The organism is Deltaproteobacteria bacterium, assembly GCA_020845775.1.
Classification (GTDB): domain Bacteria; phylum Bdellovibrionota_C; class UBA2361; order SZUA-149; family JADLFC01; genus JADLFC01.
Genome location: JADLFC010000056.1, coordinates 1 through 24,686, shown reverse-complemented (window position 1 = coordinate 24,686; position 24,686 = coordinate 1). Strand labels below are relative to the sequence as shown.

17 protein-coding genes are annotated in these 24,686 nt (G+C 44.7%); 13 read left to right on the top strand and 4 right to left on the bottom strand.

The window, feature by feature from the left end:
* Positions 1-945: Fic family protein (locus IT291_03915; protein ID MCC6220370.1), on the top strand; the 945-nt coding region annotated here is incomplete at its 5' end.
* Positions 946-1,223: 278 nt separating this feature from the next.
* Here the strand turns inward: IT291_03915 and arsS are convergent.
* From arsS to IT291_03900, 3 genes are all read right to left on the bottom strand, one after another.
* Positions 1,224-2,225, bottom strand: a complete 1,002-nt coding sequence (gene arsS, locus IT291_03910) for an arsenosugar biosynthesis radical SAM protein ArsS (GenBank protein ID MCC6220369.1) — start codon at positions 2,223-2,225, stop codon at positions 1,224-1,226.
* Positions 2,188-4,353, bottom strand: coding sequence for an FAD-dependent oxidoreductase (locus tag IT291_03905; protein MCC6220368.1), 2,166 nt, complete (start codon positions 4,351-4,353; stop codon positions 2,188-2,190). The genes arsS and IT291_03905 overlap by 38 nt, the downstream gene beginning before the upstream one ends.
* A 207-nt stretch (positions 4,354-4,560) precedes the next feature.
* Positions 4,561-5,493 carry a hypothetical protein gene (locus IT291_03900; GenBank protein MCC6220367.1) on the bottom strand — a complete coding sequence of 311 codons (933 nt, stop codon included), beginning with the start codon at positions 5,491-5,493 and terminating at the stop codon, positions 4,561-4,563.
* Between the two features lie 183 nt (positions 5,494-5,676).
* Between IT291_03900 and IT291_03895 the strand changes: the two genes are divergently transcribed.
* Genes IT291_03895 through IT291_03885 form a run of 3 tightly spaced genes read left to right on the top strand, consistent with a single transcriptional unit; the run spans position 5,677 to position 11,934 of the window.
* Entirely contained in the window at positions 5,677-7,209 is a 1,533-nt protein-coding gene (locus IT291_03895) for a hypothetical protein (GenBank protein MCC6220366.1), read from the top strand.
* 46 nt (positions 7,210-7,255) lie between these two features.
* Positions 7,256-10,942, top strand: a complete 3,687-nt coding sequence (gene purL / locus IT291_03890) for a phosphoribosylformylglycinamidine synthase (protein MCC6220365.1) — start codon at positions 7,256-7,258, stop codon at positions 10,940-10,942.
* 56 nt (positions 10,943-10,998) lie between these two features.
* On the top strand, positions 10,999-11,934 hold the full coding sequence (locus tag IT291_03885; protein MCC6220364.1) for an AEC family transporter: 936 nt from the start codon (positions 10,999-11,001) through the stop codon (positions 11,932-11,934).
* An 18-nt stretch (positions 11,935-11,952) separates the two neighbouring features.
* On the opposite strand, the gene IT291_03880 is transcribed toward IT291_03885, so the two are convergent.
* Positions 11,953-13,068 carry an ATP-binding protein gene (locus tag IT291_03880; protein MCC6220363.1) on the bottom strand — a complete coding sequence of 372 codons (1,116 nt, stop codon included), beginning with the start codon at positions 13,066-13,068 and terminating at the stop codon, positions 11,953-11,955.
* 383 nt (positions 13,069-13,451) lie between these two features.
* On the opposite strand from IT291_03880, the gene IT291_03875 reads away from it, so the two are divergent.
* From IT291_03875 to IT291_03835, 9 genes are all read left to right on the top strand, one after another.
* Positions 13,452-14,573, top strand: a complete 1,122-nt coding sequence (locus tag IT291_03875) for a Re/Si-specific NAD(P)(+) transhydrogenase subunit alpha (GenBank protein ID MCC6220362.1) — start codon at positions 13,452-13,454, stop codon at positions 14,571-14,573.
* Between the two features lie 11 nt (positions 14,574-14,584).
* Positions 14,585-14,860, top strand: coding sequence for an NAD(P) transhydrogenase subunit alpha (locus IT291_03870; GenBank protein MCC6220361.1), 276 nt, complete (start codon positions 14,585-14,587; stop codon positions 14,858-14,860).
* Positions 14,861-14,910: 50 nt separating this feature from the next.
* Positions 14,911-16,350, top strand: coding sequence for an NAD(P)(+) transhydrogenase (Re/Si-specific) subunit beta (locus tag IT291_03865; protein MCC6220360.1), 1,440 nt, complete (start codon positions 14,911-14,913; stop codon positions 16,348-16,350).
* Positions 16,351-16,595: 245 nt separating this feature from the next.
* Entirely contained in the window at positions 16,596-17,468 is an 873-nt protein-coding gene (locus IT291_03860; GenBank protein MCC6220359.1) for a c-type cytochrome, read from the top strand.
* 53 nt (positions 17,469-17,521) lie between these two features.
* On the top strand, positions 17,522-21,139 hold the full coding sequence (locus IT291_03855; protein ID MCC6220358.1) for a nitrate reductase subunit alpha: 3,618 nt from the start codon (positions 17,522-17,524) through the stop codon (positions 21,137-21,139).
* A 10-nt stretch (positions 21,140-21,149) separates the two neighbouring features.
* On the top strand, positions 21,150-22,700 hold the full coding sequence (narH, locus tag IT291_03850; GenBank protein ID MCC6220357.1) for a nitrate reductase subunit beta: 1,551 nt from the start codon (positions 21,150-21,152) through the stop codon (positions 22,698-22,700).
* Between the two features lie 11 nt (positions 22,701-22,711).
* Entirely contained in the window at positions 22,712-23,374 is a 663-nt protein-coding gene (locus tag IT291_03845) for a hypothetical protein (GenBank protein ID MCC6220356.1), read from the top strand.
* A 24-nt stretch (positions 23,375-23,398) separates the two neighbouring features.
* Positions 23,399-24,121, top strand: coding sequence for a respiratory nitrate reductase subunit gamma (gene narI, locus IT291_03840; protein MCC6220355.1), 723 nt, complete (start codon positions 23,399-23,401; stop codon positions 24,119-24,121).
* 83 nt (positions 24,122-24,204) lie between these two features.
* Positions 24,205-24,686: MFS transporter (locus tag IT291_03835; GenBank protein MCC6220354.1), on the top strand; the 482-nt coding region annotated here is incomplete at its 3' end.

Genomic DNA, 24,686 nt, shown 5'->3' with positions numbered 1-24,686 from the left:
TCTGAGGTTGATTGGTTAGACACCGTTCTTACTAAAGACTCCCGCACAACTGCCTTTGAAGATCGGCGCGACTTTATCGAGAATAAGCTTTCTAAAGATAGGGCTCGAAGCATTGAGGAGGTTGCGGGAAGCCGTGCCCTGCTAAACCTCATCTACACGCAAGCAGCGGAACTTAACCCTTTAAGCGAAACCGCCCTACGTGCACTTCACGCCGAGCTGCTCCAATACTACCCGCCATCGGAAATTTATCGCGGTCGATATAAAATCGCGCCCAATAGAGTAGTGCGAAAAAATCATTCAACTGGTGAGGAGACGAGCGTTCTTGAACCGGCAGAACCGGGATCCATCACCGAAAGTGCCATGCACGAATTGATAAAATGGTATAACCAATCTCTTCAAGATTGCCCTTGGACCATAGCGGTTGCAACCGAGTTTGTCTTTCGATTTTTGGCAATACATCCGTTTCAAGATGGCAACGGGAGAATGGGTAGGGGCCTTTTTCTCCTAGCCATGCTTCAAAGTCCAGATGAAAGCCTAAGAGTGATTGCGCCCTATTTGCCAATCGACCGACACATCGAAAAACAACGCGCCGACTACTATACCGTGCTACGTCGCTGCTCTGGGGGTAAATTTCATCCCAACCCTAGCACTTACGATTTCGAGCCCTTTCTACGCTTTATGATGAAAGCTACCAAAAACGCCCTTGAGGACTTTGCTTTTTACCGCAGGCGCTACTTAGCCTTGGAGCACTTATCTCCCGCAACAATGCTTGTGCTTAACTGCTTTAAGGAGCATCCGGAGACCAAGCTACAAAGAAAAGACATCTTGGGCGCCACAAAACTCCCCCGCGCCACTGTAACACTTGCTCTAAAAACCTTAAGCCTAGAAGGCTTTATCCAGCGCCAGGGCCGCGGTGCTGGCGTTCGTTATTACTTGGTGTTTTAAAGGACACCTAACGCATCGCATTGTTCTTGGTATTTAATTTATTTGTAATGTCGTTCCGAAGAATAGAAAATCGTCGCCCGAGTTATGTACTTCTGTGGTTTTTTGCCACACCTCCCACATTAGCCATGAATAGCCAGGAGATAAGCTGGATACACGGCTGTCTCTTTACTCCCGACTATTCATAGCCAATGTTTCCCTCCACTTGAAATACACCTGTCTTGCTGCTATGATTTATTTGTTGTTTATAAATCTTTCTTGTCTACTCTTTCTGGGCAAGTCTACACTAGACTTCCCCCGCATGAACTGCCACATCCGGCGGTGCAGGCAAAGCAGTGATCGGCAAATGCGATATTACCCGTGCTTATTTCATCAAACGAATCGATCTCCCAGATGGTTTTTCGTTTTCCGCCCAGCGGAATCTCAAGCATCTGGTTAAAGTCACAGTCGTAAAGTTCTCCCGTCCAAGCAACAGAAACTAAGTTTCGGCACATGATTTCCTGCGCGGCGCTAGGATTAAAACTCGCGACGAGAAGCTCCATATACTTCTCCATGAAACCATCTCGCTCAAGTTGGTGCAAAAAGCGGCTAATTGGAACATTTGTAATTGTGTATAGCCTGTTAAATTCGATTCCAAATCGTTCCCTTAGCTCCCGCTTGTAGGCGGATTCAAGTTCTTCTTGTGCTGGAGGAAGTGAGGGCCCAAGGGGATTGTAAACCAAATCAAGAGTTAAACCACTTCTAGGATCTCCAAACCCTAGAGAATTTAGAAGCCCTAAGGCATCAATACTTTTCTGAAAAACACCGCTTCCGCGCTGCTTTTCAACATTTTCCTTTAAGTAACATGGAAGAGAAGCAATCACGTGAATGAGGTTGTCTCTTAGAAACAACGGAATATCAGAATATCCTTCCTCAAAAAAAACTGTCAGATTGCAACGGTCTATAACTTCAAGTCCGAGCGACCGAGCGGCTAAAGCTATTGGTTTAAAGTTATTATTGAGTTCTGGAGCGCCACCGGTAATATCTACCGTTTTAATATTGGGAGAGTTTTGAAGTAATGCGATTATCCGCTCTCCCACCTCCGCATTCATCTGCTCCTTGCGCTTGGGCCCAGCCTCTACGTGACAATGGAGACAGGCCTGATTGCACAGTTTTCCTACGTTAATTTGCACTGTAGTGAGCGCCTTGCGCTCAATGCGCCCGCATCTTTCTAATACTGTAGCCTCAAATGAGTCTCGAACGTTGTTACTTAGCACTGCAACCCTCCTTGCGTCTCCAGGCATGAAATATCTTAAGCAATTCCAATGTGCGAGGTGAAACACTGCTCTTCTTCCACTCGCCAGCAACGTATTTGTTTGCCTCAGAGAGAGTCGGGTATGTGTGAATTGTGCCGAGAATTTTATTTAATCCAATTCCGTGCCTCATCCCCGAAACAAACTCTGTTAAAAGATCCCCAGCGTGCTCGCCAACAATTGCTGCCCCAAGAATTCGGTCTCCCCTGGGTGGAGTTAGAACCTTGATAAATCCATGATCGCTGCTGTCGGCGATAGCTCGATCGAGATCGCTTAAGTCGTAAGTTGTGACTCTATAGGGAATTCCCTTTGCCTTAGCCTCCTTCTCGTTTAATCCGACTCGCGCCACCTCCGGATCGGTAAACGTACACCAAGGGATTACTCTGTAATCTGCCTTGAAGGATTTAAAGGGGCTAAACAAGGCATTAACGGATGCATACCAGGCTTGATGAGCTGCAAAATGAGTAAACTGATATGGGCCCGTCACATCACCGGCAACATAGATATTGGGATAATTGGTTCGTAAATACTCATCGGCCTCAATAGTGCCGTTCTTTGCGATTTTGACCCCGAGTTCCTCCAGACCAAAACCGCTGACACTTGCCTTCCGTCCTAAAGCTATCAGTATCTGATCAAACTCGACGCGAACTTCTCTTCCTTCGTGACCGCATATTAAAGACTTTCTGTTATCCTCAACCTCAACTCGCTCAGCTCTGTGTCTGGTAAGAACGCTAATCCCTTCAGCCATGAATCGTTTACAGATAACATCGCTAACATCTCGATCTTCGCGACTAAGAATGCAGTCGTTAGTTTCAATCTGAGTAACATTTGCTCCGAGACGATTGAAACACTGACTTAGTTCTGAACCTATTGGGCCACCACCTAAGACGAGGAGCTTTTTTGGTAGTTCTCGCAAGTTCCAAATTGTGTCGGAGGTAAAGTAATCAACCTTGTCTAAACCCGGGATCGAAGGGACGAGTGGTCGAGCGCCGGTAGCAATTACTATGTTCCTGGTCGTCAATTTTCTTCCCTTAACTTCCACTTCAAAGGGCGATACTATCCTGGCGGAGCCATTAATACAGTCCACCCCAAGCTTTGTGTATCGCTCGACTGAGTCGTGAGGTTCGATCTGTTTAATTATGCCCTGAACTCTCTCCATTACCGAAGCAAAGTTAAATTTAATATCAATTGATTCAAGGCCAAAAGCTTTCGCCCGCGAGGCATAGTGAACGATTTTAGCTGAACGAATTAGAGCTTTACTAGGAACACAGCCGGTATTAAGACAATCGCCGCCCATTTTTTCTTTCTCAATTAAAGCTACGTTCGCTTTTATGGCGGCTGCAATGTACGAGGTGACAAGCCCGGCTGCACCGGCTCCTATGACTATTAGGTTATAGTCATAGGAGAGAGGGCGCTTAAATCTGCTAAGAGTTTTGCGCGAGCGAAGAAACTCCATCACGCGCTTTGCGATTAACGGAAGAATGCCTAAAACCGCGAATGAAAGAAGAATTGGCAGTGAGACAATCCCGGACATGGAATCAATCTTACTTAACTGAGTTCCAGCGTTAACGTAAGCCATCGTTCCAGGCAACATTCCAACTTGGCTAACCCAAAAGAAGGTGATTGCTTTCATTGGCGTAAGGCCAAGGGCAAGGTTAATAAGAAAAAATGGAAACGCTGGAATAAGTCGCAGCGAAAAAAGGTAAAATGCTCCTTCCTTTTCTATTCCGCTATTGATTGACGTTAATCGCTCAGCAAACCGTCTCTGCACCCAGTCGCGAAGTATCAAGCGCGACAACAGGAACGCAAGCGTCGCCCCGAGCGTACTGGCAAACGAAACTATCAATGTTCCTTGCCAGAACCCAAAGAGCGCACCGGCTGCGAGTGTTAGAACTGCAGCGCCAGGAAGAGAGAGTGCAGTGGATATCACATAGATCGCAAAGAAGAGCGCAACCGAAACCCTAAAGTTTTCCGATATGAGTTTTGCTAGATTCTCCTGTTCGGATTTTAAATAGTTGAAGGATAGATATTGCCCTATGTCAAACCGCCAAAATATGCCGATAAAACCAGCTAGCAGTATTATTGCTAATACTTTATTTTTTTTAGACTTAGCCGACATTAGATACTTTCAAGCAATATTTGCATAAAACGTCTGTCAAAAACTACCGCTTTCCGACAAATACTTCAAGTTGTGCAGAATGCTCTTTCGATTTGCACCCATAAGTGGCTACTAACGCCGATATCTCATGTAAATAAAGATCCATTGGAAGAAATGTGTCCGGCACGTCACTCATTAGACGAATTATGCCTTAGCGAGACGCCTCAGCTAGCTGGACGGCAAAACCTGAATTGAATTAAGTACAGGTGCACCCGGGAGAGCGCTTGATGGGTTGGTTCCAATTCGCACTTCATAGCTATCGGGCAGACCATCACCATCGCTATCCTTACTCATGGGATTAGAGCGATACTTAAAGACTTCGTCGCCGTCTCTTAAAGTATCGCCATCAGAATCGGCGTTATAGGGATTGGCACCAAATCTCGACTCAGCGAAATCGTAAATTCCATCCATGTCCGAATCTGCTGGGCGTTCTTCTAAAGTAGTCGAACGCAAAACCATTGCGACGAGATCAGCCATGTCCTCGTATCCATCGCCGTTGGGGTGAACAAGGTCGCCACCAATAATGCCTTCGCCCAATGCGTAAAAATCGACTGAAGTGTATGGAGAGATTGCGCTGTTAAGCGAGCTAACCCATGTCTTTTGAAAACTCCTTCTTACAGCAGTGAGTTTTGCAAGAAGTGCGATTGCCCCGGTATTTTCGGCAAGGGATGTCATTGTTAATAAATTGGATTTAGAACTAGACGCATTATAGCCGCTTATCCAATAATCGTTTACGCCTTCTAATATAACTATGAAGTCTGCATCTGCCTCTGCCACAAATACGTCGGCTGCTCTCTGTTTCCCCGTTGGGGTTCTCTCGCCGGGACGGCCGTAATTTTTAACCTCTGTGGCTGGAAAAATTAGATTGAGCCTTCCCGGATAGCCAAAACCTTCTGAGTCGCCGGTTCCTGCTGTGATAGAATCTCCAAATGTAATTATTTTTAGATGTTCATCGCAATTAACATCCAGCAATCCATCGATATCGGGACAGGCAAAGGCCAATTGCTCATTTGACAGCAAACTAAGACTAAGAACTACGATGAGAAAAACCCCCAGCTTTGCAGCTCGGCTCAGTCTTTTGCTGTTAGTGTATGAAATCATTGAAAAAAATCTCTAACGAAGGGTGTGAAAAAACTATTGGACTGAATTCCCCTCACAGATCCTCCTCACAGAAATATGTCAAATAGTGCGCTCATTTGGATGAACATAGGTCGACTATGGATGAGAAATTTTGCTATACCCAAGACCAAAATCTCAATTTTTAGCGGGTATCTTAGCTTATATATGAATCATGACGAAAAAGATATCAAGTGCAAACCGATAAATTACGTCGTTTTTGCTACCTTTTTATTAGCTATTAGCAGCTATTTCACCTTGCCATTAGGCGAGGGTAGTCGTGAGTATTATTGGCATTTAACTTTAGGGAACTGGATTCGCTTTGGTGGAGTGTTCCCCGTTGAGGACATATGGACTGAAGCTGGTAAGGGAAAGGCTTATTATGCTTCAAACTGGTTATTTTCATTTTTACTCAGTCTCGTTCATTCGCATTTTGGCGATCGCGGCGCAATTTGTTTGGAAATTTTTTCAGTATCATTTTTCGTTTCTGTTTTGGCTGTTTCGCTAGGGTATATGGCGCGAAGTTACTTTGTCGGTTTGCTTTTAATGCTGCCCATTTTGGCCGGAACTTTAACAGATTTGGGTTTGGCCCCTGAAATCTTTGGGTGGGCTCTTTGGGTTGCGGGCTTTGCGCTGTTACAGAGTTTTATTAGCTCTGAGGAAGTAGGATATTCTACACTGGCAGCCATTGCATTGTTGTCTCTCGTCTTTGTCAACACACATGCGTCCTACTATATCGCCTTGTTATGCTGGATGTTAGTAATATTGCTGGTAAATGGTGTAGGGCGAAAACAGAAGGTTTTATTCGTTACTGTAACTTTAATGGCATGTTGTCTTACGCCATATCTAGGAAAACAGGTTCCCAGCACGATAGTCGCGTTTTTCTCCGATCTTTGGTTTAAAATGCTGTTTCAGCAAAACCCTAGCAATATATTTCACTATCCCTTTGCTGTTTTACTAGTCTTAGTAATCTTACTTGGAATGCTTTTTCATTATAAGCCGCATGTGTTAAGGCGCGGAGAGGTTTTTGTAATTTTGCTTTTTATCTGTTCGGCCTTTGTCTCACGCTCCTATGTAGCTTATGCAACAATGACTGTAGGGCTTTTTATTGCAACCATATGGGGAAGGGCTGAAGGAAATGGAATGGGCAATCTTGGGCTCGCTATGAATGTCTTGAGTTCTAAAGTGTCTAAGCTTAGCGCCTTGGGTTTAGTGTGGATCTTTTGTTGTGTTGCAGTGGTGAATATAGCTAGGTTGTGGCGTTATCCGCATAACGCCTTTCATGTGCCAGTAGCGGCAACTAGTTTTTTGTTAGATAAACGAAACGATGTCGACTTTCCTTTACTGCATAACTCCTTAGATGGGTCTTATTTGATATATAGGTTTGCCGATACTAAAGGTGTTCCACTGCATTTAGCTTATTTCGATTTTAGGACTTCTGGCCTAAACCGCAAAGTAGCCGCCAAGGAAATTGCATATAATGCTGTTGGATATGGCAGGAGTGATTTATTGGAATATTCGAGGGCAAAGACAGTTTTATGTAGAGCGAATGATCAGTTTTATAAGACTTTAATTAACGACAGGGATTGGAAGCTCGTTTTTATTAACGGTGAGGGAATTGTTGAGGGTGAGATAGTCGGAAAGGACAAGAGCGACGATTCGATAAGAGCTGCTTGGGCAGTTTTTAAAAAAGTAACATAGAGAGGAAGAGTTGGAAAAAGTGCAAGCGTCGAGACAGTCAAGAGTTCTGATTTTTGAAAATACAAGTTGCGTTTTCTTAGTTCAGTCCGAAAGGGAGCTATCTGCTAAAGAAGTAGATAGTTTGGAGTGGCTTTTTGAGGCCAAGTACAAGCCTAAGACTTCGATTACTGGAAGTTTTGTGGGCCCCAAAGTTCAAATGCTTAGTCCATGGTCTACTAACGCTAGCGATATTGTGCGAAACATGGGGCTTGTCGGTATTACGCGTATAGAGCTTTTTTCCAAAGTCGAGGGCAAACATGCAGCAATAGACCACATACTAGAGGCATTTTATTCAGAATTATCGGCCAAAATACTTAGTGACTTTGGCGAAGCCAAAGAGGTTTTTGAGGTGGTAGACATAGGCGAATTCAACGATAAATTTGGCTTAGCTCTATCGCAGGATGAACTTGAGTATCTGGAGGGTGCAAAGGCTAGTTTAAAGCGCAATTTTACTGATTCGGAGCTATTTGGTTTTGCACAAATTAATTCGGAGCACTGTAGGCATAAAATTTTTAATGGAAGCTTTACTGTTGATGGAATAGTTCAAGACAAAAGTCTTTTTGCTCTCATTAAAGACACTTCGAAGGCAGCACCGCAAAATATCGTTTCTGCTTATGTCGATAACGTCGCCTTTTTAAAGGGGCCAAATATATTGCAGTTTGCGCCATCAAAAATTATCGAGCCAGGGATTTACGGCTTAAACCAAATTAGTTCAGTCATATCGCTTAAAGCTGAGACGCATAATTTTCCAACCACCGTTGAGCCTTTTTATGGCGCTTCCACCGGCACTGGTGGTGAAATTCGGGATCGCATGGCTGGCGGTATGGGAAGCATTCCTTTAGCTGGCAGTGCTGTGTATATGACTGCCTTGACTCGACTTAATAGCGAGCTAAGTTATAAATGCCTGCCTCGCAATTGGAAGTATCAGAGTCCAGCAGAGATATTGATTAAGGCGTCAAACGGGGCTAGCGATTTTGGTAATAAGTTTGGTCAGCCCTTGATTGTTGGTTCAATACTTACCTTTGAGTGTCAGACCAATCGAGCTATGTATGCTTACGATCGCGCAGTTATGTTGGCTGGGGGTGTGGGTTACACCAATGCTCTTTTTGCGGAGAAACGAAAAGCTAAGCCGGGCGATTTGCTTGTCGTGATGGGAGGAGATAACTATCGGATTGGCATGGCAGGTGGCTCGGTTAGTTCTGTAACTTCGGGCGCATATGCAAGTGAACTCGAGCTTAGTGCCATTCAGAGGGCTAATCCCGAAATGCAGAAGCGCGTTTTTAACGCAATTCGAGCGTTAGTCGAGCATTATTACAATCCAGTAAAGCTAATTCACGATCACGGTGCGGGCGGACACATCAATTGCTTTTCGGAGCTATTGGATCCGCTAGGCGGAAAAGTGGAGATTTCGAAACTGCCCATAGGCGATCCCACCCTATCAGTGAGAGAAATTCTCTGCAACGAATCTCAGGAGCGCATGGGATTAATAGTCGACAAAGATAGCATGGACTTGGTGCAAAGAGTTGGAGCTCGCGAGAGAGCTCCACTGTATGTAGTAGGAGAAGTTAGTGGAACAAAGAGTATAGAGTTTGTAGCAGGAGATGGAACGAAACCAGTAGAGTTGCCACTGGGATTGCTCTTTGGTAGCTCGCCTAAGATTGAGCTAAGCGACTGTAGTATTGGTCTGGAGACGCGAGAGTTTGAGTTCGCACCGGCAAGCGATGCGGAGTTAATGAGCGCGCTTTATAAGGTGTTGTCGCTAGAAAGTGTGGCTTGTAAAGACTGGCTTACAAATAAGGTAGATAGATGCGTTACGGGACGCGTAGCTATGCAGCAGTGCTGCGGCCCGCTGGGGTTGCCATTAAACGATCTAGGCGTAGTAGCGCTAGATTATTCGTCTCCCTATGGCGTTGCAAGCGCCTTAGGACACGCGCCAATAGTCGGCATCATTGATGAGAGAGCAGGTTCAGTGCTTAGCATTGCAGAGGCGCTTACGAATATTGGTTTTGCCCCCTTAAGTGAGGGACTAGATAGTGTGGCACTTAGTGCTAATTGGATGTGGCCTGCGCGACGCCCTGGCGAGGATGTTAGACTTTACAGAGCCGTGGAGGCGGCTAGCGAGTTTGCCATTGCCCTTGGCGTCCCAATCCCGACCGGAAAGGATTCGCTTTCTATGACCATTAGGTATGACGATGGTCTAGAGGTGCGTGCGCCTGGAACAGTGGTAATCTCTGCCGTTGCGCAAGTGTCAGATATTCGTGCCTGTGTTACGGCTGATTTAAAGGAGTGTGCCGGTTCAAAATTAATCTATGTCAATTTTTCAAATTTAACAGATAATCCCCTAGGCGGGAGTGCGTTAGCGCAGAGCATGGGAGAGTTGGGCAGCAGCGTCCCTACTGTAGGAGACGTGCGAGCTTTTAAGGGAGCGTTTAATTGCTTGCAGAGTCTAATTAAGGTTGGGCACATTTTAGCGGGCCATGATGTTTCTAGTGGAGGTTTAGTAGTTGCGCTGTGCGAGATGGCTTTTGGCGGCAATTGTGGGATCGATGTGGTTATAGACAAAACGGATGCATTGAAATTTCTTTTTTGTGAAAAGCCCGGTGTAATAATTCAGGTAGCTGGCAGGGATGAAGCTTCTGTAATGGAGAAGTTTGGCGCTGAAGGCGTAGAGGCATTTTTGTTGGGAGAACCTAGCGTTGAGAAGACAATTTCTATTCGAGCTGCTTCGCTGTCAATCGAGGTATCTACAGATGAGCTTTTGTCTCAGTGGTTCAAGGCCTCATACCGTTTGGACGCCTTACAAACTGTGCCAGAGATGGCTAAGAGTAGGTTTAGCAATGTCGCAAAAACGCCGTTAAAGTTCTCATTCCCAAAAGGGTTCTCGGGTAAGGCTAAGACATATGGCATTAACTTAGAGAGAGAGCTTCGTTCGGAGCTAGTCGCTGCGGTGGTTAGAGAGCAGGGGACAAATGGCGAGCGAGAGATGGCTTATGGCCTTTTTGCCGCGGGTTTTGATGTGCGGGATGTCGCTATGAGCGACCTCATCGAGGGGCGCGAAACGCTTGAAGATGTGCGCTTTGTTATCTTCCCCGGTGGCTTTTCTAATAGCGATGTTTTGGGTGCTGCGAAGGGTTGGGCTGGATCTTTTCGCTATAACGAGCGGGCATATAATGCTTTGAGGAAGTTTTACGAGCGAGAAGATACCTTAAGTCTTGGCGTGTGTAATGGATGTCAACTAATGGTGGGTCTTGATCTAATTTGTCCTGAGCATTCTAAAAAGATGCAAATGAGACATAATAAGTCGGCTAAGTTTGAATGTTCCTTTGTCGCAGTAGACGTAGCTGAAGGAACTTCTAGTGTTATCCTAAAACCACTTTTGGGCAGCCGTTTGGGCGTATGGGTTGCTCATGGCGAGGGGCGTTTTTATCTACCGGAAGGCGAGGATTGCTATGACATTGCCATGAAGTATGTTACTGCCGACTACCCAGCGAACCCGAATGGCTCGGATTTTAATGCAGCGGCGGTTGTGTCCAAGGATGGACGACATCTGGCGATGATGCCTCATGCCGAGCGCTCGTTATTTCCATGGAACTGGGCTCATTATTCCTTTGAAGACCGCAGGCGACACGAGATTAGCCCGTGGCTTTTGCTTTTCACCAGCGCAAGAGATTGGCTACGGCGTTCGGTGGACTAAAGAGTTGCTAGGAAAACTAGTGCTGTTGAACCGGCTGTAGGATATTGGGTTTGCTTATGTTTGATGCGATTTCGCCAGTGCTCCCTGTTTTTCTTGTAATACTTTCTGGCTATGTCGTGTGCCGGATTGGTTTAATTAGTGCCGAGACCGGGAGTGTGATGAATAATTTCGTGTTCTACATAGCGCTGCCGGCTTTTTTATTGAAAGCCATGGCGGAAGTTCCCACGTCGCATCTTTTTAACTGGAGCTATGTTTTATCTTTTTTTCTTAGCTCTGTCTTTGTCTTTGTTTTTGTGTCTGTTGTCATGAAATATGTATTCAAAAAATCTATTTCTGACACGGTGCTAGCAATGATGTCAGGCGGCTACGTAAATTCTGCTCATCTGGGGATACCTATAATCATGGCTGTGTTTGGCAATATTTCTCCCATCGTCGTTGCTATCGTTATGCAAGTCCTCATATTTATGCCAATAATAATTTTTGTTCTCGATTTTCAGATTGGAAACTACAGTCGCGGCAGAGGCGCTTTTTTGGTAGAGATTTTATATCGCAACCCAATTATTTTGGCCTCTGCTTTGGGATTTATGTTAGCCACGCAGGAAATCAAGCTACCCGGCTTTATTGATGACTTTTGCGGCTTGTTGGGATCGGCTGGTGTGCCAACTGCCTTGTTTACGCTTGGCTTTACTTTAGGAGGAATCAAACTGCAAAATAGCACTTCGTTAGTTAAGGAAATAGGTTTGCTAGTATTTGCTAAACTGCTTATTCATCCCCTTGTGGCCTGTTTAATTGGGGTTTATATATTTGGTTTGTCGGATAAATGGCTAGCGTCGTTGATGGTCGTTACGGCTATGCCCACGGCGGTTAATAGTTTTGTTCTGTCACGCAGATACAAAGTAGCGGTTGATCGCAGTAGCATAGTGGTTTTTGCAACTACTGCAATATCGACGGTCACGCTGCCAATTATTACGTTCTTGTTTGGTTCTCGATAGGGAGTGCTAGGAGATTAGTCATATCCCACGAAATAAGCTCGCAACTGGTAGAACGCTAATGCCGTCAATTTCTAAATAATCTGTGCCTAGATAGAAGAGAAAACCTTTGATGTGACCTTTATCGGAATCTTTAATAAAATCTTTGAGGTTTCGCATGTCCTTGCTTTGTGGGTTTTTGGTGGCCTTGATTTCTATGGCGAAAATGTTTTTCTTTTCTTGAAAGACCAAATCGACTTCGCTTCCGCCTATTGATTGGTAATAGTAGAACTGCTCGCTCTTAATAAATCCTAGCTTTCGTCTTTTTTCGAGCTCGGAGATGACGAAGTTTTCTAAAATCTGACCTTGGCTACACTCAACTCCCAAGGCGTGTATCATGGAGGTATCACAAAAATACGATTTCCCAGCTTTGATATATCTCTTTGCGGGGCCGTATTGATATCCTAAAAGTTTAAATCCCAGATCCGACTGATAGATGACATTTAAATATTTCTGCGCCGTCTGATGGCTAAGGCCAGATTCGTTTCTAAAGGTTGAAACATGAGTTAGAGAACCAATGCTTAGGGCGTAGTGATTTAATATAGCTAACAGCCCGGAGACGCTTTCTATATTTGAAAGCAGGCTCAGATCCCTTGTAAAATAAGTATTTTTGTAGTCCTTAAGCTTTTCTGATTTTTCCTCGCTGGTCGGCAAAGTCAAGACTTCTGGGAACCCACCAAATTTTAAGAAATTGCTTAACTCTCGCTGGGCAGACTTAATTTGTAGAGGCGATGCTCGTTCTAAAAATATATTGTGAGTCGGCTCTCCTGCATCTTCGCCCCAGCACGCAGGTGGCAGATGATAAAACTTAATTCGCCCAGCCAAAGTATCCGCCGATGAATCCAATAAACCAATGCTGCTCGAACCAGTCATAATAACATTGGAATTGAACTCATCTATGGCATGCTTAACTGCAATTGTTAATTTGGGAACCCTTTGAATTTCATCGATTATGAGCTTCTTCTTGCCATGAACGACTGCCTTTGGATCCTCTTGAGCCAAAATGAGGTAATCAAAGTCGTCCAGCGAAATATATAAGTAATCGCTATAGTTGGTCTTAAGAAATGTAGTCTTGCCGACTCTTCTAGGTCCTAACAACAAGAAATTCCCACGAGGAGGGGGTAACCATCGTTTAAACATGGCTTTTATAATAGCATGACTTTTTTGAAAGTCAATATTAAATACAGTCATTAACTACGCAATGTGCTACTGTTTTAGTGGAGTAATTTTCTCAGCAATCTCAATGTGTAACGCCTCGGGCTATCTTTTTATGAACTCGCGCTGTCTAGTCGCATGTAGTATAGTTCTCTAATCGTAGGCAGATGCTATACCGTTTCCAAAAAGTAAGTTAAATATTTGACTTTTTGGAAACGGTATTTGTTGTTTATTGGCAAGTGCTTACGCACTTGCTGTTTATACCATTTACAAAAATCCTTTTTGTAAATGGTATAATTTACTTGAAGGTTTAGGGGAAATTTTTCATGGCTTATATTTTTGTTCCAAAAGAACTTCAGGCAGATGAGAATAGGGTTGCGGCCACGCCCGCTACGGTAAAGCGTTTTATTCAAGATAAACTTAGAGTGGGAGTTGAGAAAGGTGCCGGAGAAAAATCGTTTTTTAGCGATGAGCATTATGAAGGTGCTGGTGCGGAGATAGTTTCTGATGCAGAGACTGGCTTTCGGTCGGCAGATATTATTCTCATGGTAAATCCCCCGACTTCAGAACAAATCGAACTCATGCCAGCAGGTAGCTCCTTAATTTCCTTTCTTTGCCCGTTTCAAGATGTTCCAGTAATTGAGCATCTTGCCAAGCGCAAAGTAAATGCTTTTTCTGTAAACTCCATTCCTAGGATTACTAGAACTCAGGATCAAGATGCCTTATCTAGTCAAAGCAATTTGGCAGGATACAAGGCAGTTCTTTTAGCGGCTGTCGCTTGTCCTAAAATTTTCCCCTTGCTAATGACGGCTGCCGGAACTCTTAGGCCAGCTAGAGTAGTTGTAATTGGCGCAGGAGTTGCAGGTTTGCAGGCCGTGGCGACGGCCAAACGTTTGGGTGCTATAGTAGAGGTGTCCGATGTTCGCATGAGCGTCAAGGAGCAAATCGAATCTTTGGGTGCGCGCTTTATCGATTTGCCGGTGAGGGAAAATTTGGAGGCTGCTAGTGGTTATGCCAAGGAAGCTAGCGAGGAATTTTTAAGAAAGCAGCACGAAATACTCTGTAAGCATTTAATTGAAGCAGATGTGGTAATTACCACTGCATTAGTACCTGGTAGGCCTGCGCCTAAACTAATTAGTGCAAAGATAGTTGAACAGATGCCTAAAGGTAGTGTCATAGTAGATTTAGCCGCACAGCAGGGCGGAAATTGTGAGCTAACAGTTAAGGGAAAAACGGTTGAAAAATTTGGGACTACTATTATTGGAACTCTCAATTTAGCAGGAAGCGTTCCAGTAAGTGCAAGCACTGTTTATGCTCGTAACTTGCAGTCTATAGTGCTTAGCCAGCTAGATAAGAACAAGAAATTTGCTTGGATGATGGATAAACAAGAAGTAAGCGATGCATTGCTTACTTATGATGGCGCAATTCGCAAGAGAGAAACGCAATAGGGGTCTTATAAATGACAGGTGAAATTCTAATTGGATTATATGTATTTGTCTTAAGTGTGTTTGTAGGCTTTGAAATAATTACTAAAGTGCCTCCGACTCTGCACACTCCGCTAATGTCAGGAAGTAATGCGATTTCTGGCGTTACTATTTTGGGTTCTCTTAGTTGTGTCAGTAGCGAGAGTTTTCTCGCAAACATACTGGGGGTTATTGCGATAATATTAGCCACCATTAACGTCGTGGGTGGTTTCTTGGTAACCGATCGCATGTTAAAAATGTTTCGCAAGTAGTATCTTTTGTTGTGCGTGTCTCACAAAAATTACAAGAGTATATCAATTGAATGGCTAATCAATATATTCCACAACTCGGTTATCTAGTGTCCATAGTGCTTTTTATTATTGGCATTAAGCGCCTGGCTAAGGTCAAGACGGCAAGAAGCGCCAATGCTTTTGCAGCTGGCGCAATGCTTTTAGCTATTATTAGTCAGTTGCTCGAGTTGGGGGCATTGGACTACAAGCTAATTGCGGTTGGCGTGATAGTTGGTTCTGCTATTGGCATTGCGATAGCGCTTAGCGTAGCCATGACCAACATGCCGCAGTTAGTAGCAGTCCTAAACGGTTTTGGTGGTGGTGCATCGATGCTAGTCGCACTGTCCATTTTTACCGTGGCTGAAAAGACAGGCTCGCTGTCTCAAAGTTTAATTAACGGCATGCCAGCAGGGAATGGGCAAGCGATTACTTTGGTTTTGTCTGTGATTATTGGTGGAGTTACTTTAAGCGGCAGTATGCTCGCTTATCTAAAGCTATCCGATAAGTTTGGGAGCGTTTTTGGTGGGTCGATTATGTTTCCTCTCCATCACTTTGTAAGCGCCATGTTTCTCTTAATAATTGTTGCTTCAAGTGTTTATTGGGTTTCTTATGTTTCTAGTTCTTATGTAGCAGTTCTTTTTGCAATTATTATTTCTGTTCTGTCATTGGTTCTTGGAGTGTTTGCTGTATTGCCGATTGGCGGAGCTGATATGCCTGTGGTGATTAGTCTATTAAACAGCTATTCAGGTTTAGCGGCTTCGGCTACCGGTTTCGCGCTTGGTTCCAATGTGTTGATCGTTTCGGGCGCTTTAGTAGGAGCTTCTGGCATCATTTTAACAAAAATAATGTGCGATGCGATGAATAGAAGTTTAGCAAGCGTAATACTGGGAGGTTTCGGGACTTCTAGTTCGTCGGAGCCCAGGAGTGGTGGGGAATATGTAAACGTTAAGTGCTCTGATGTAGAAGAGGCAGTTTTAGATTTTGAAGAGGCTAGGAATGTAATTATCGTTCCCGGATATGGGCTTGCTGTGTCGAGAGGGCAGAATGCAGTTGCGGACTTTGCGGCAGTGTTGCAAAAGCGCGGAGCTAAGGTGAAATACGCAGTTCATCCAGTAGCTGGGCGAATGCCCGGGCACATGAATGTGCTTCTTGCGGAGAGCAATGTCCCTTACGATGATATATGCGAAATGGACGAAATCAATCGAGAATTTAAAAATGCGGACGTTGCTATAGTTGTGGGTGCAAATGATGTTGTAAACCCGGCAGCTCGCGAAGATAAAAACAGTCCGCTATATGGCATGCCTATTCTCGATGTCGATCACGCGGCCATGGTCTATGTTATCAAGCGAAGCTTAAGTCCAGGCTTTGCCGGGGTAAAAAACGAGTTATTTGAAAAGAACAATTGTAGAATGATCTACGGGGACGCAAAAAAAGTCCTTGAGGATCTCACCGTGCAGCTAGAGCGAGCGTAGGCTGTTTCGCTAGTAGCGAGCGTTCTGTTTTTGAGTAGTTTGGTCTGTGTTTCCGATCTGCTTTTAAGATTCTGCCTAAAGGGAGTTGTCTTGCTTAATAATAACGGATATACAGGCAACTTGTGTCGCGTGAAGGCCCAGATACATATCTACTTCGTAGGTATTAGAGGTGACTTGTAGGCTTAGCCGCGAAGAAATTTTTTAGAGAAAAGGATATTTACTACCTAAGTTACGGAGTTTGAGCTATGCGCGTTCTTGCATTGCTTACGGGGTTAGTGTGTTTGCTTACACCTACTCATTTATTGGCCCAAGCGGAAGGCGAGCGGTTATTTCAGGCCTCCGGCTGTGTGGGTTGTCATTCGATTGGCGGTGGGCGTTTAGTTGGCCCAGATTTAAAGGGCGTTCTCGATCGACGAGATGAACAATGGTTGGTCAGTTTTGTTAAGTCTCCCAAAACCATGATTGATTCTGGTGATGCCACGGCGAAGGCGCTGCTTGCCGAGTATAATAATGTGCTGATGCCCGATGCTTCTATTACTGAGGAGCAGATTAGATCCATTTTAGATTATATTAAGACGTCGAGTGGAAGCGCGGATGGGGGAGCGCAATCGCAAGGGAGCGCGGGGGCTGTTAAGGCAGAAGTTTCTAGTGCCACACGGGAGTTTAGCAAGGAAGATGTAGCGAAAGGTCAGATGTTATTTCAGGGAATTACGCGCTTTGCTAATGCTGGGCCTTCTTGCACGAGTTGTCACGATGCTCAGAGCGAGGCGGTTACTGGCGGTGCGGTCTTAGCTAAAGATTTGACGACGGCGTTTTCTCGCTTAGGAGGTGAGGTGGCGCTTACTTCGATTATTAAGAGCGCTCCATTCCCAGTAATGAAGGCCGCATATGTAAATAATTCGCTTAGTGAACAAGAGGTAACGCACCTAGTTGCATTTTTAAAACATGTCGATAGCCAAGCTACTAATCAGCGACCCAAAGCGTACGGCATGCGTCTTTTCTTCGGCGGTATTTTTGGCGCAGTGGTTCTTCTCGGATTTTATTCGTTGGTGTGGTGTGGCAGGAAGAAAAAGATGGTCAATGAAGATATCTACAGCAGGCAAGTTAAATCGGAATAGGCTTTATTCCTCTTAACGGTAACGTTCAATTTTTTAGCAGGTGAGATAAAGAGATGAGTTGGATTAAGGACATAATATCACCGGAAACTCGACAGTGGGAGGAGTTTTACCGCAATCGTTTTCAGCATGATAAAGTTGTTCGCAGTACGCATGGAGTAAACTGCACTGGCGGTTGCTCATGGCAGATTCATGTAAAGGATGGCATTGTCGTTTGGGAGACACAGCAGCTAGATTATCCCTTGTTAGAGGGTTCACTACCTCCTTACGAGCCTCGTGGATGTCAGAGGGGAATTTCGTTTTCGTGGTATTTATATAGTCCACTTAGAATTAAGTATCCTCTAATTAGGGGAGCGTTGATAGATGCCTTCAGGGAAGAAAAGAGGAAGGCAGATGGCGATGCGTATGTTGCTTGGGAAAACTTGCAAAAGGACGCTACTAAACGCAAGAGTTATCAAACTGCTCGCGGAAAGGGCGGATTTAGACGGGCGAGTTGGGATGAGGTTTTGGAGATTATGGCGGTTGCTAATATTTATACCGCCAAGAAACATGGCCCCGATCGCGTTATCGGATTTTCGCCAATTCCAGCTATGTCGATGCTAAGTTACGCTGGAGGTGCTCGCTTTCTACAACTCTTTGGAGGGGTAAACTTAAGTTTTTACGATTGGTATTGCGATTTGCCGACTGCTTTTCCAGAAATATGGGGAGAGCAGACCGATGTGTGCGAAAGTGCGGATTGGTACAATGCTAAAATGATAGCTGACATGGGTGCCTGTTTAAATATGACACGTACTCCGGATTGTCATTTTTTTGCTGAGTCGCGACACAATGGCACTAAGGCAGTAGTTTTCTCGCCAGATTTTAGTCAAGTATGTAAATATGCAGACCAATGGGTGCCGCTCCATGCTGGTAGCGATGGTGCTTTTTGGATGGCTGTTACTCACGTGATACTTAAGGAGTTTCACCACGAAAAGCAGACACCATATTTTATCGACTACGTTAAGCAGTACACCGATAGTCCGTTCTTGGTAAAGCTTGAAAAGAATGGCGATCACTACCAGCCTGGACGATTGCTGCGAGCAGATGAGATCAAGAAGTTTTCGAATATTGAAAATAGTAAGTGGAAATTCTTTAACATAGACGAAAATACTGGAGAGCTGGTTGTTCCAAAGGGTAGCATGGGCTCTCGTTGGGGTAAGGAGCAGGGAAAGTGGAATATGTTGCTGGAGAACGAGGTTGACAATCGCCCGTTCTCTCCAGTGCTTAGTTTGCTTCAATACTACGATGAAGTGCTGTCAACAGAATTTGTGGAATTCGGCTTAGACAGTAAGCAGTTAAGAGGAGTGCCGGTAAAATACGTAGAAACTGTAAATGGTCGAGTTCCGGTCACGACTGTTTACGATCTCATAATGGCTCAATATGGCGTAGGTCGTGGGCTATCTGGTGCCTATCCAGCGAATTACGAGGACAAGGATGCGGCTTATACTCCTGCCTGGCAAGAGATTTTTACCGGTGTTGATTCTAAGACTGTCATTCAATTTGCGCGCGAGTGGGCAAATACTGCAAATACCACGGAAGGTAAATGCATGATTATTATTGGTGCCGGTATTAATCACTGGTATCACCAGAACTTGATCTATCGCGCAGGTGCAATGGCGTTAATGCTGTCTGGTTGCGTTGGTAAAAACGGTGGAGGCTTAAATCACTATGTGGGGCAAGAAAAGCTTGCTCCTATGGATTCATGGTCTGCGATAGCTTTTGGCAAGGATTGGCAGGGAGCTATACGCCTACAGCAAGCGCCACTGTGGCACTATATTAACACTTGCCAGTATCGCTATGATGGGCAGTTTTCTAAGTACAATACGGTTCCAGATAACAAGTGGACGCGCCAACATACTGCTGACCAAATCTTTCAATCGGTTCGCATGGGTTGGATGCCATTCTATCCTCAATTTGCGCAAAATACCTTAGAGCTTGCTAAGGAGGCAAATCTAAAGGGTGCTAAGGATGATGATGGCATAAAGCAGTATGTTTTGGATAAACTAAAGTCTAAGGAGCTAAAGTACTCTGTAAGTGATCCGGAAGCTGAGGAGAATTTTCCCAGGGTTTGGTACATTTGGCGTGGTAATGCAATTGTGGGCAGCATGAAGGGTCATGAATATTGCCTCAAGCATTATCTCGGAACGCACTCGAACTTGATTAGCAAGGACGATCCGCGAAAGACTGAGGAAGTTAAGTGGCACGAGATTGCTGGAACTGGGAAGATGGATTTGGTAGTGGATTTAAACTTCCGCATGGATTCATCGGCGCTTTATTCCGATATCGTTTTGCCAGCGGCATCCTGGTATGAGAAGGCAGATTTAAACAGCACTGATCTACACTCGTTTATCCATCCTCTTTCTCAAGCTGTTGCCCCCGTTTGGGAATCTAAGAGCGACTGGGATATTTTTAAGGAGATATCTCGGGTTACGGGCGAAGTGGCAAGGAAACACTTTAGCGGAGTGCATAAAGACGTAGTGGCTTCGCCCTTGTCGCACGATACTGCCGATGAAATATCGCAGCCAGAAGTAAAGGATTGGTATAAGGGGGAATGTGACGCTGTGCCTGGAAAGACCATGCACAAGCTCGCAATAGTTGAGCGAGATTATACTAAGCTGTACGACAAGTATATTTCCCTAGGTCGAAACATACGCAAGACAGGTCTTGGCGCTCACGGCAATCATTATATGTGTGAGCGCGAGTACGATGAGATGATTTCTTCTCGCCATTTCCCAAAGGAGAAAATAGGAGGCGAGATTTATCCGTCGATTAAGGAAGCTGAATCGGCGGCTAATGCTGTGTTGCACCTATCTTCGTTGACGAATGGTGAACTTACAGTGCGCGCCTATGAAAATGCCGAGAAAAAGACAGGCATGCAGTTAATTGATTTAGGCTACGGCAGCAAGGATGTTAAGATTAACTATGCCGATCTGTGTGCGCAGCCGCGACGTTACAATAATTCGCCGTTGTGGTCTGGTCTAATGACGGATGGGCGGGCATATGCTCCATATACTTACAACGTTGAGCGATTAGTTCCATGGCGCACTCTTACTGGGCGGCAGCACTTCTATCTGGATCACGAGATGTATATAGCTTATGGAGAGCATTTGCCGACTTATAAGCCCTCGCCAAAGCCAGAATTGTATGGAGACCTAAAGGAGACTTTAGGGGACAAGAAGGCGCGTGTGTTGAATTATCTCACTCCGCATGGCAAGTGGCATATTCATTCTACCTATGGGGATACTCTAAGGATGCTAACGCTGTCTAGGGGCTGTGAACCTTGTTGGATGAGCGAAGTAGATGCGGAGGCTCTGGGTATTAAAGATAACGATTGGGTAGAAGTATATAACGACCACGGCGTGTATTGTGCTCGGGCGGTGGTAAGTTCTCGCATTCCGCCTGGCGTATGCATAGTGTATCACGTTCCAGAACGCACGATCGGCATACCTAAGTCGCAGGTTAGGGGAAATAGGCGAGCAGGAGGTCATAATAGCTGTACTAGGGTGCATCTAAAGCCAAATTATCTCTGTGGAGGCTATGGTCAGTTTAGTTATCACTTTAACTATTGGGGGCCGGTTGCTCCTAACCGCGATACCCATGTAGTGGTAACGAAGATGGAAAAGGTAGTTTTTTAGGGTTCGAGAGATGAATATTAGATCGCAAATTTCGATGATTTTTCACCTCGATAAGTGTATCGGGTGTCATACTTGTTCTATCGCTTGCAAGAACATCTGGACGGATCGCAAGGGTGCCGAATACATGTGGTGGAACAATGTTGAAACTAAGCCTGGCACTGGCTACCCCAGCAAATGGGAGGATCAGAGCATTTATAAGGGCGGTTGGGAGAAGCGAAATGGCAGTGTTGGTTTGAAGGGTGCTGGCAAAAAGAAAGGTCTTCTCAACATATTTCATAATCCGCATTTGCCAGTTATTGACGATTATTACGAGCCGTTTACGTACAAGTATTTGGATTTGATAGAGTCTCCTGCAGGAGATGATCAGCCAACGGCGCGACCTGTTTCTTTAATAACGGGTGAGCCTATGGACATCAAGATGGGTCCAAACTGGGATGACGATTTAAGCGGAACTCCGGATTATGCTCGCAATGATCCTAATTTAGAGGGTTTATCGGCAGAAGAGCGAGAAGCCATGTTTCAGATGGAGAAGATGGCTTTCTTTTATTTGCCGAGAATTTGCAATCATTGCTTGAATCCAGCCTGCGTAGCTGCTTGTCCTTCTGGAGCTTTTTACAAGCGAGGAGAGGACGGAATTGTCTTGATTAATCAGGAAGTTTGTCGCGGTTGGAGGATGTGTATTACTGCATGTCCTTATAAGAAGACCTATTACAATTGGCATACTGGCAAATCTGAGAAGTGCATTTTGTGTTTTCCGCGCATTGAGTCTGGTTTAGCACCGGCCTGTATGCATTCTTGTGTTGGTCGGATTAGGTATTTAGGAGTTGTGCTGTATGACGCTGATAAAATTCACGAAGTAGCATCTTGTGAGGAATCTCAACTCGTAGACAAGCAACTAGATATGCTGATGGATCCTTTCGATCCGGCTGTAATCGAAGCGGCTAAGAGAAACGGGGTGGCTGATTCAACCATTAAAGCAGCACAAACTTCACCAACCTTTAAGTTTGTAAAAGAATGGGGTTTGGCGTTGCCTCTTCACCCAGAGTTTAGAACATTGCCGATGTTGTTTTATGTTCCGCCACTATTGCCAGTAATGGCTTCAGTTAAGCGCGTGAACAATAGCGAACAAGAAGCAAAACTCTCTTCTGTTTCAAAAGTTTGGGAGGATGATTGGCTGTATGACACAAGCACCGAGCAGCTTTGGGGAACTATAGAAGAAGCGCGGATTCCTTTAAAGTACATGGCAAATTTGTTTAGTGCTGGCGATGAGAGGAAGGTAAAAGACAAACTAAAGAAGTTGATGGCGATAAGAATATATCGCAGGTGGAAGACCGTTGGCGATATATCGGAAGCCAAAGTGAGGGAAGTTTTTGCAGATACTGGCCTTGATGCTGAAATGGCAGAGGATATTTATTATCTGACTTCACTTGCTAAGTTTAACGATCGCTTTGTCATTCCAGCGGCTCACCGGGAGCAAGCGATTGAGCTACTAGAATTTACCGGCGACGTTAAAGGAAATACGGGTTTTGGTTTTACTGAAGCGCCGAGTCGTGGATTATAGGCTTAAACAGTATGGATAGACTCCATTATATCAATTTATCGACGTTGTTCGACTATCCAAGCGATGGGTATGTCGAGAGGGCTAGGGCTGTTTGTGATGTGCTTAGAAGCAGGTACGGTGAAGCTGTAGAACACTTAACATCGTTTGTGGATATCATATCTCAAATGCAGTTGCTGGAGATACAGGAGTTATATACTCGTTCGTTTGACGTGCAGGCTATTACAACCCTAGATGTTGGATATGTGCTCTTTGGAGATGATTATAAGCGAGGGGAGTTGTTAGCAAATTTAAATGGCGAACATAGGAAGTGCGACAATGATTGTGGGTGCGAGTTAGCAGACCACCTTCCCAACCTGCTTAGACTCGTAGCAAAGCTGCATGATGAAGAATTAGTGGAGGAGTTGGTTGACGAGATAATGGCGCCAGCATTGCGAAAGATGACGGCTGAGTTTGAGCCGCAGCAGGTATCTAAGAGAGAAGAGGTATACTTAAAACAACATAAAACTTTAATTAATTCGTTTGAGGGCGAGCGAGCTCTTGCTTACGTTAAAGCATTGCGAGGGCTATATAGTGTTTTAGGTGAGGACTTCGATCTAACGTCAAAAAAGCTCCCTGTGCAAACGAGTGATTTCTTGAAGTCGATTTATTCTGAGATGGATTTGGAAGAGGCATAAGACCCGCGGGTATTAGTTATGACAATGTTAAATAACTTTCTTTTTATTGCGTTTCCGTATGTGGCTATAGTTGTGTTTGCGGTTGGCTGTTTTTACGTTTACAGGTCGCGCGCTTTTAAATATTCCTCACTTTCTTCGCAGTTCTTAGAGGGCAATAAGTTGTTTTGGGGCGTTGTGCCTTTTCACTGGGGTTTGTTGGTGGTTTTTTTGGGGCATCTGATAGCCTTTCTTTTTCCATCTGGAATGCTGATGTGGAATGGAGATCCGGTTCGCTTGATAATATTGGAAGCTACGGGCTTTATTTTTGCGCTAACAATTTTAGTAGGCTTAGTGTGTCTCATAGCTCGGAGGACAACTAATCCTCGCGTAAAAATGGTTACTAGTCCGATGGACTTAGTTATTGAGATACTATTGCTCGTTCAGGTTATATTGGGATGTTGGATTGCGCTTGGTTTTAGATGGGGCTCCTCCTGGTTTGCTGGCGTGTTAAGTCCTTATTTATGGTCTATACTCAAATTTAACCCTCAAATTGAAGCTGTTACGAACTTGTCTTGGGTAATCCAACTACACGTATTCCTTGCGTTTGTTATATTATTTTTGGTTCCCTTTACTCGTTTGGTTCATTTGTTGGTTGCGCCATTTCACTACATTTCGCGTCCCTATCAGGTAGTTATGTGGAATTGGAATCCGAGGGCAATCCGAGATCCTAGAGTGAGCTGGTCGCAAACTCTACCGAGAAATAATTAACCATAGGTTCAGTGCTTTCAATTTTAAGTTAGCTACAGGCGTTTGCGGGTAGCTTTCTTATATCTTGGTAGGAGATTTGTTTTATGTCGGTCAATCTTGAACATTGGGAACCAGAGGAGGAAAAGTTTTGGCAAACGAGTGGTAAGTCGGTTGCTAGCAGGAATCTGTGGATTTCCATACCGAGTCTTTTGTGTGGTTTTGCGGTCTGGTCGTATTGGGGAATTATCACTGTTCAAATGCTAAGTTTGGGCTTTCCTTATTCACAGACTGAGCTCTTTACTCTTATGTCAATTGCCGGGCTTAGTGGGGCTACATTTAGGATACCCAGTACTTTTTTTGTGCGGATAGCGGGTGGAAGAAATACTATATTTTTCACTACAGCGCTATTGATGATACCGGCGATTGGAACTGGTCTTGCTTTGCAAAGTAAGGATACGCCACTTTGGATATTCCAACTGTTTGCTTTGCTGTCAGGGTTCGGAGGAGGAAATTTTGCTTCCTCTATGTCAAACATTAGCTTCTTTTTTCCCAAGAAAGTTCAAGGAACGGCTCTGGGGTTAAATGC

Bases quoted from the DNA above. Each gene is read 5' to 3' on its own strand.
- IT291_03885 (MCC6220364.1), top strand. From the start codon at position 10,999: ATGTTTGATGCGATTTCGCCAGTGCTCCCTGTTTTTCTTGTAATACTT.
- narH (MCC6220357.1), top strand. From the start codon at position 21,150: ATGAATATTAGATCGCAAATTTCGATGATTTTTCACCTCGATAAGTGT.
- arsS (MCC6220369.1), bottom strand. From the start codon at position 2,225: ATGCCTGGAGACGCAAGGAGGGTTGCAGTGCTAAGTAACAACGTTCGA.
- IT291_03900 (MCC6220367.1), bottom strand. From the start codon at position 5,493: ATGATTTCATACACTAACAGCAAAAGACTGAGCCGAGCTGCAAAGCTG.
- IT291_03905 (MCC6220368.1), bottom strand. From the start codon at position 4,353: ATGTCGGCTAAGTCTAAAAAAAATAAAGTATTAGCAATAATACTGCTA.
- IT291_03870 (MCC6220361.1), top strand. From the start codon at position 14,585: ATGACAGGTGAAATTCTAATTGGATTATATGTATTTGTCTTAAGTGTG.
- IT291_03860 (MCC6220359.1), top strand. From the start codon at position 16,596: ATGCGCGTTCTTGCATTGCTTACGGGGTTAGTGTGTTTGCTTACACCT.
- IT291_03855 (MCC6220358.1), top strand. From the start codon at position 17,522: ATGAGTTGGATTAAGGACATAATATCACCGGAAACTCGACAGTGGGAG.
- IT291_03875 (MCC6220362.1), top strand. From the start codon at position 13,452: ATGGCTTATATTTTTGTTCCAAAAGAACTTCAGGCAGATGAGAATAGG.
- narI (MCC6220355.1), top strand. From the start codon at position 23,399: ATGTTAAATAACTTTCTTTTTATTGCGTTTCCGTATGTGGCTATAGTT.
- IT291_03895 (MCC6220366.1), top strand. From the start codon at position 5,677: ATGAATCATGACGAAAAAGATATCAAGTGCAAACCGATAAATTACGTC.
- IT291_03865 (MCC6220360.1), top strand. From the start codon at position 14,911: ATGGCTAATCAATATATTCCACAACTCGGTTATCTAGTGTCCATAGTG.
- IT291_03845 (MCC6220356.1), top strand. From the start codon at position 22,712: ATGGATAGACTCCATTATATCAATTTATCGACGTTGTTCGACTATCCA.